Below are 6,397 nucleotides of genomic sequence, written 5' to 3' on the forward strand. Positions count from 1 at the left end.
GCACTACCGCGACAACCGCCTCAACCCGATTCACGAGGGCACCCACGGTATCCAGGGTCTGGATCTGCTCGGCCGCAAGGTGACCCAGCAATCCGGTGCGAGCCTGCGCGAACTCGACGGCCGGATCCGCGCCACCCTCGCTGCCGCCCGGGACCTCGGCGACGAGGCCGCCGACCTCGCGTATCGGCTGGACACCTCGTGGACCCGCCTGGTCACGGTGACCGGGAGCCTGTTCGCGGCCGGGGATATCGAGGTCGCCCTCGCGAACAGTTCGGTGTACCTGGAGGCCTTCGGCCACCACATCGTGGCGTGGATCTGGCTCGAGCAGGTGGTGGCCGCCCACGGCCGCACCGGTGATTTCTACGACGGCAAGCGCCACGCCGCGCGGTACTTCTTCCGGCACGAACTGCCCCGCACCGGTCCGCAGCTGGATCTGCTCGCCGAGCTGGACACCACCACCCTCGATATGCACGACGCCTGGTTCTGAGACATTCACCCGGCGCCGCCGCCCGCACGGATCCACGGCGCTACATTCGGGGAATGAGCTGGGTCGCACCGGATATCGAACGGATCGAGACACTACCCACGGGCCCGGAACGGCCGATGCTGCAATCCTGGCTGGACCATCACCGCCGGACGCTGCTCGATCGCTGCGCCGGCCTCGACGCCGCGCAGCTGGCACGCCGCGGCGCCCCGCCGTCGTCGCTGTCGTTGCACGGGCTGGTCCGGCATCTGGCCGAGGTGGAGCGGGGCTGGTTACGGATGGCGGCCGCGGGTGAGCGGCTCGAGTACCTCTATTGTTCGCTCGACAATCCGGACGGCGATTTCGACGATGCCGGATCCGCCGATCCCGCCGTCGATTTCGCGACCTACGAACACGAGATCCGGCTGGCCGACGCCGCGGTGGCCGGGCTGCCGCTCGACCACCGCTGCCGCCACCCCAACGGAACCGAATACAGCCTCCGCTGGGTGTATCTGCACCTCATCGAGGAGTACGCCCGGCACAACGGGCACGCCGACCTGCTGCGCGAGCTGATCGACGGCCGGACCGGGCGCTGATTCACCGGCCGGCCGGCAACCCGGCCGCCCGGACCGCCGCGCGCACCGCCGCCTCGGGCACCGTATCGGCCCGGGCGCAGGACCATCCGATACGCCCGTCGCGCCGGTATTCCAGGTACGCGATCGAATGGCCGCCGACGGCGTGACCGCTGGTCCCCAGCACCTCGATGGGCCGGCCGGTCCGCGCGAGTGCCGTGATTACGGCCTCGAGTGGATCCGCCCCCGGGTGGGTGCTGCGGTGAGTACGGCCGCCGACCGTGAGCCCGACCTCGATCGCCGGGGACTCCCCGCAGCCGGTGGCCCGCATATCCTTCAGCCCGACCTCCGAGGGATCCGCCGCATCCACGTAGAGCTGGTCGAACAGGTACCGCAGCTCGTCCGCGCTCACCTCGCCGCCGCTGCCGTCGGTATGTTCCTGTACGCGGCGCGCGAATTCGATCTGCAGGCGGCGCGGCAGATCCAGACCGTGCCCGGTGGCGAGCAGATAGGCGATTCCACCCTTGCCGGATTGGGAGTTCACCCGGATGACGGCATCGTAGGCGCGGCCGATATCGGCCGGATCGATGGGCAGATACGGGACCCGCCAGTCGATCTCGCGCTCGTCCCGGCCCTGCGCCGCGGCCCTGGCCCGATGCTCGGCGAAACCCTTCTTGATGGCGTCCTGATGGGTTCCGGAGAACGCGGTATGCACCAGATCCCCCACATAGGGATGCCGCTCGTGGATCGGCAGCCGGGTGCAGTATTCGACGGTGCGCCGGATCTCGTCGATATCGGAGAAATCGATCATCGGGTCCACGCCCTGGGCGTGCAGGTTTAGTGCGAGGGTGGCGATATCCACATTGCCGGTGCGTTCGCCGTTGCCGAACACGCAGCCCTCCACCCGCTGGGCCCCGGCCAGCACCGCCAGCTCGGCACATGCCACCCCGGTACCGCGATCGTTGTGCGGATGCACCGACAGGACGACGCTGTCGCGCCGGGCCAGGTTGCGGTGCATGTACTCGATCTGGTCGGCGTAGACGTTGGGGGTGGCGATCTCGACCGTGGCCGGGAGATTCAGGGTCACCGGCCGCTGCGGGGTGGCATCCCACAGTTCGGTCACGCTGTCGCAGATATCGAGGACGTAGCCGGGTTCGGTCTGGTTGAAGACCTCGGGCGAGAACTGGAATCGCACCCGCGGCAGGTCACCGGCGGTGTCGCGGACATCGCGGGCGCCGTCGAGGATCAGTTCCCGGACCGCGCGGGCGTCCCTGCCGAGCACCGTATCCCGCCAGACGGGCGCGGTCGCGGTGTAGAGATGGATGACCACCTCGTTGTGCAGCCCGCGCACCGATTCGACCGTGCGGGCGATGAGATCGCGGCGGGCCGGGGTGAAGACGACCACCGTCACATCGGGCGGTGCCATCCCGGTATCGGCCAGGAGCCGGACGAAATCGAAATCGGTCCGCGAGGCGGAGGGATAGCCGACCTCGATCTCCTTGTAACCCATCGCGACCAGCAGCGCGAAGAAGCGGCGTTTGCGCTCGGGGTCCATGGGCTCGGCCAAGGCCTGGTTACCGTCGCGCAGATCCACCGGAACCCACAGCGGCGCCCGCCGGATCCGGGCGTCCGGCCACTGTCGTTCGATGGCGGGAAGTTCGACGCGATCGAAGATATCGCGGTAGCGATGCGACGGCAGCGGAGAGGAGCGCTGCCGGTACCACGCCGGGGAATCGCCGGGAATCGCTCCCCGGGCAGCGGTGCGGGTGAAAGAGATCTGTTCGGACATGAGCTTTCCGGACCTTCCGGATCGTACGGCCGTCTCGCGACGGTGACCGGCCGGCGACAACCCCACGGCGGGACGGCCGATCGTTCAGGCCCCGCCGTGGCGGTCGAGGAGAAGCTCGGGGTGCGACATATGGCAGACTGTACACACTCCTCAGACAAGTAGCGAGGTTCACCCATGGTTTCCCAGGTACGGAGACATCCACTGGCCGAACAGGCGGCCGAACTGCTGCTGGACCGGATCCGGGCCGGCGAATGGCCGCTCGGGCATCGACTCCCCGGCGAGACGACGCTGGCCGCGCAGCTGGGGGTGGGCCGGTCGACCCTGCGCGAGGCGGTGCGCATCCTGGCGGGAAAAGGCGTGCTGGCCAGCCGCCAGGGCGCCGGGGTCTTCGTCACCGCGCGCGATATACCCGAAGAGTGGGATATCGTCCTGCGCCGCGCCACCATCGCCGCGGTACTGGAGGCGCGTATCGCGATCGAAGCGGAGGCCGCGGCGCTGGCGGCGCAGCGGCGCACCCCCGCCGACCTGCGAGCCATCCGTCGCGCATTGACCGTCCGGGCGGCGGCCGACGATTCGGTCGCCGGACTCGTGGATGCCGATACCGCGTTCCACCGCACCGTGATCGTGGCCGCGCACAACGATATTCTCACGCAGCTCTTCGACACCTTCCTGCCCCGTTTGCGGACCGCGATGATCGATATGCTCGAACTCCGCCCCCTGCGCTCGTCCACCGCGGACCATGCCGCGCACGAGGAACTCGCCGAGGCGATCGCCGCCCGGGATCCCGGCGCGGCGGCCCGGCACAGCCGCACCCATCTGCTGGCCATCAAGGAGGCATTCACGTGAGCGCACCGGTTCTGGAGCTGACCGACGTCACCTTCCGGCGCGACGGCGATCAGATCATCGACGGCATCTCGCTGACCGTGCGGGCCGGTGAGCACTGGGCCCTGCTCGGACCCAACGGCGCGGGCAAGAGCACCCTGCTCGGGTTCTGCGGCGCCCGCACCCACCCGACCACCGGCACGGTCCGGGTGCTGGGTGCGCAGCTGGGCCGGGTGGAACTACAGCGGCTGCGCCGCTCGATCGGGCATGTCGATCCGCGCCATCCCCTGCGTTCGCCACTGACGGTGCACGAGGTGGCGCTGACCGGGCTCACCGCCACGGTGGATATGCCCCTGCGATGGGCGCCCTCGGCCGAAGAGGAGGCCGCGGCGACGGCTGCGCTCGACGCGGTCGGGATGGCGGGCAAGGCCGGCCGCGTCTGGCCGACGCTGTCCCAGGGGGAACGCGGCCGGGTGCTCATCGCCCGGGCCCTCGTCACCGCGCCCCGACTGCTGTTGCTGGACGAACCGACCACCGGCCTGGACGTGGCGGCCCGGGAACAGCTGCTCGCCACCGTGGACGCCCTGGATCACACCCATCCCGGCCTCGCCTCGGTACTGGTGACCCATCACCTCGAGGAACTGCCGATATCCACCACCCACGCACTGCTGATCGCCGGCGGCCGGACCGTGGCGGCCGGACCCGCGGCCGAAACCATCACCACCGCCTCGATTTCCGCGGCGTTCGACCATCCGGTGCGGGTGGACCGGGACGGCGGCCGCTGGTCCGCGCGGTCTCCGCTGGCCCCGCCGCCGGTCACGGTCCTGCACTCGGTACGCTGAGCGGCAGGTCGGCAGTTTTAGATACACGAATTCCTGCGTGTATCATAACGTGGGTGACCACCGCGAGCCGCACCTCCAGACCGCCGGGCCGTCCCGCCTCGGCCACCCGTGAAGAAGTCGTCGCCCTTGCCCGGCAGGCGTTTCTGGCGGGCGAACGCGTCGATGTCCAGGCGATCGCCGCGCAGCTGAAACTCAGCCGCGCCTCCATCTACCGCTGGTTCGGGTCCCGCGACGGCGTCCTGGGCGCCGTACTGGCCGGGGAATTCGAATCGCTGATCGAACGGGCGGATGCCCGGCGGCGCGCGACCGGCGCCCGGCGCATCCTCAGCGTCCTGGACCGGGTGAACCGCTGGATGGCCGGTAACGAACCGTTCCGCCGGTACTTCGAGAACGAGCCGCTCGCGGGCCTGCGAATCCTCACCTCCAGCGACGGCCCGGTGCAGCCGCGCATCCTGGTGGCGGTGGAACGTCTCATCACCCGGGCCGAAGAACAGGACGGCTACGCGCCGCACCTGGAACGGTCGCTGCTGGCCTATTCGCTGGTCCGCCTCGGCGAGGCGTTCCTCTACCACGACAACGTCACCGGACTGCGCGGCGATGTCGACCGGCTGTACCAGGTACAGGCGGCGCTGCTGGGTCTCGACCTGCCGGCCGGATAACCCGGCGACCACCATGATCGACGTATGGATTCGGTAGCGCCGCGGGTACGCGCCGCGGGAGTCGTGCTGGCCGCCGGTGCGGGACGGCGCTTCGGGCGGCCCAAGGCGGAAGTGCGGTTCGAGGGCGAGCGACTGGTCGACCGCGCGGTTCGACTGCTACGCGACGGTGGTTGCGAACGAGTGGTCGTGGTCTCCGGGGCGGTCGCGCTGGAACTCGACGATGCCGAGGTGGTGCACAACCCCGCGTGGGACACCGGAATGGGCTCGTCCCTGACCGTGGGACTGACCGCGGTGCGCGAGCCGGCCGCGGTGGTGGTGCCGGTGGATATGCCCTGGCTCGGTGCGGGCGCGGTGCGGCGGCTGCTGACCTGCGGCGCGGATATCGCGGTCGCCACCTACGGCGGGCGGCAAGGTCATCCGGTGCTGCTGGGGTCGCGGTACTTCGCGGCGGTGGCCGCGGAGGCGGTCGGCGATATCGGCGCCCGGCGCTTCCTGGCCGCCAACCCGGATCTGGTTCAGCGGGTTCCGTGCGACGACACCGGATCGCCCGAGGATATCGATACGCCCGGGGATCTACCGGGCTGATCGCCCGCGGCAGCCTGGCGTGCCGGGGCATGGATGGGACGCCCGGTGGCCGACAGCGAACGCGCCGAACCACCGTTACGCGCCGCCACGATCTCCGCCCCGATGGCGATCGCCGTCTCCTCGGGTGTGCGGCCACCCAGTTCGAGCCCGATCGGGGAACGCAGCGCGGCGAGTTCGGTTTCGGTCACACCGGCCTCGCGCAACCGGGCCCGCCGCTCGGCATCGGCCCGGCGCGATCCCATCGCACCGATATAGCCGGCCGGTGAGCGCAGCGCCTCGATCAATACCGGGATATCGAATTTCGGATCGTGGGTCAGTACACAGAGCACGGTCCGGGTGTCCACCGCGGTCGCGCGCAGATACCGATGCGGCCAATCGGCCACCACCTCGTGGGCGTCGGGCAACCGGGTGCGATCGGCGAATACGGGCCGGGCCTCACAGACGGTGACGTGATACCCCAGCATCCGCCCGACCCGGCACAGCGCCGACGCGAAAACGTTGGCGCCGAACACGATCATGCGGGGCGGCGCGGCGAAGGCGGCGACGAAGACCTCCCGCACCTCGTCCTCGCAACCGACCACGCACAGCGCGTCGGCACCGGCGGCGAGCTGCGACCGGGCCCGCCCGACCACCGCCTCCGGCCAATCTCCCCCGGAGGCCGTAAC

At 70.2% G+C, this 6,397-nt stretch carries 8 protein-coding genes; 6 read left to right on the plus strand and 2 right to left on the minus strand.

What is annotated here, in order from left to right:
* The coding region (locus ACWDU1_RS27670; RefSeq protein WP_450002898.1) for an acyl-CoA dehydrogenase at positions 1–487 on the plus strand (487 nt) is incomplete at its 5' end.
* 53 nt (positions 488–540) lie between these two features.
* Positions 541–1,059, plus strand: coding sequence for a DinB family protein (locus tag ACWDU1_RS27675; protein WP_450002900.1), 519 nt, complete (start codon positions 541–543; stop codon positions 1,057–1,059).
* 1 nt (position 1,060) lies between these two features.
* On the opposite strand, the gene ACWDU1_RS27680 is transcribed toward ACWDU1_RS27675, so the two are convergent.
* Positions 1,061–2,824: a 2-isopropylmalate synthase gene (locus tag ACWDU1_RS27680; RefSeq protein ID WP_450002902.1), complete on the minus strand. Its 1,764-nt coding sequence runs from the start codon at positions 2,822–2,824 to the stop codon at positions 1,061–1,063.
* 174 nt (positions 2,825–2,998) lie between these two features.
* On the opposite strand from ACWDU1_RS27680, the gene ACWDU1_RS27685 reads away from it, so the two are divergent.
* Genes ACWDU1_RS27685 through ACWDU1_RS27700 form a run of 4 tightly spaced genes read left to right on the plus strand, consistent with a single transcriptional unit; the run spans position 2,999 to position 5,732 of the window.
* A complete protein-coding gene (locus tag ACWDU1_RS27685; RefSeq protein WP_450002904.1) occupies positions 2,999–3,670 on the plus strand; it encodes a FadR/GntR family transcriptional regulator in 672 nt (223 codons plus the stop codon).
* Positions 3,667–4,488, plus strand: coding sequence for an ABC transporter ATP-binding protein (locus ACWDU1_RS27690; protein ID WP_450002906.1), 822 nt, complete (start codon positions 3,667–3,669; stop codon positions 4,486–4,488). The genes ACWDU1_RS27685 and ACWDU1_RS27690 overlap by 4 nt, the downstream gene beginning before the upstream one ends.
* 53 nt (positions 4,489–4,541) lie before the next feature.
* Positions 4,542–5,147: a QsdR family transcriptional regulator gene (locus ACWDU1_RS27695; protein WP_450002908.1), complete on the plus strand. Its 606-nt coding sequence runs from the start codon at positions 4,542–4,544 to the stop codon at positions 5,145–5,147.
* 24 nt (positions 5,148–5,171) lie between these two features.
* Positions 5,172–5,732: a nucleotidyltransferase family protein gene (locus tag ACWDU1_RS27700; RefSeq protein WP_450002909.1), complete on the plus strand. Its 561-nt coding sequence runs from the start codon at positions 5,172–5,174 to the stop codon at positions 5,730–5,732.
* Here the strand turns inward: ACWDU1_RS27700 and ACWDU1_RS27705 are convergent.
* A partial coding sequence (locus tag ACWDU1_RS27705) for an XdhC family protein (protein WP_450002911.1) occupies positions 5,663–6,397 on the minus strand: 735 nt, incomplete at its 5' end. The genes ACWDU1_RS27700 and ACWDU1_RS27705 overlap by 70 nt on opposite strands.

The organism is Nocardia sp. NPDC003345 (assembly GCF_053589395.1).

Excerpts from the sequence above, each read along its gene's own strand:
- ACWDU1_RS27680 (WP_450002902.1), bottom strand. The coding sequence starts at position 2,824 with ATGTCCGAACAGATCTCTTTCACCCGCACCGCTGCCCGGGGAGCGATT.
- ACWDU1_RS27675 (WP_450002900.1), top strand. The coding sequence starts at position 541 with ATGAGCTGGGTCGCACCGGATATCGAACGGATCGAGACACTACCCACG.
- ACWDU1_RS27685 (WP_450002904.1), top strand. The coding sequence starts at position 2,999 with ATGGTTTCCCAGGTACGGAGACATCCACTGGCCGAACAGGCGGCCGAA.
- ACWDU1_RS27700 (WP_450002909.1), top strand. The coding sequence starts at position 5,172 with ATGGATTCGGTAGCGCCGCGGGTACGCGCCGCGGGAGTCGTGCTGGCC.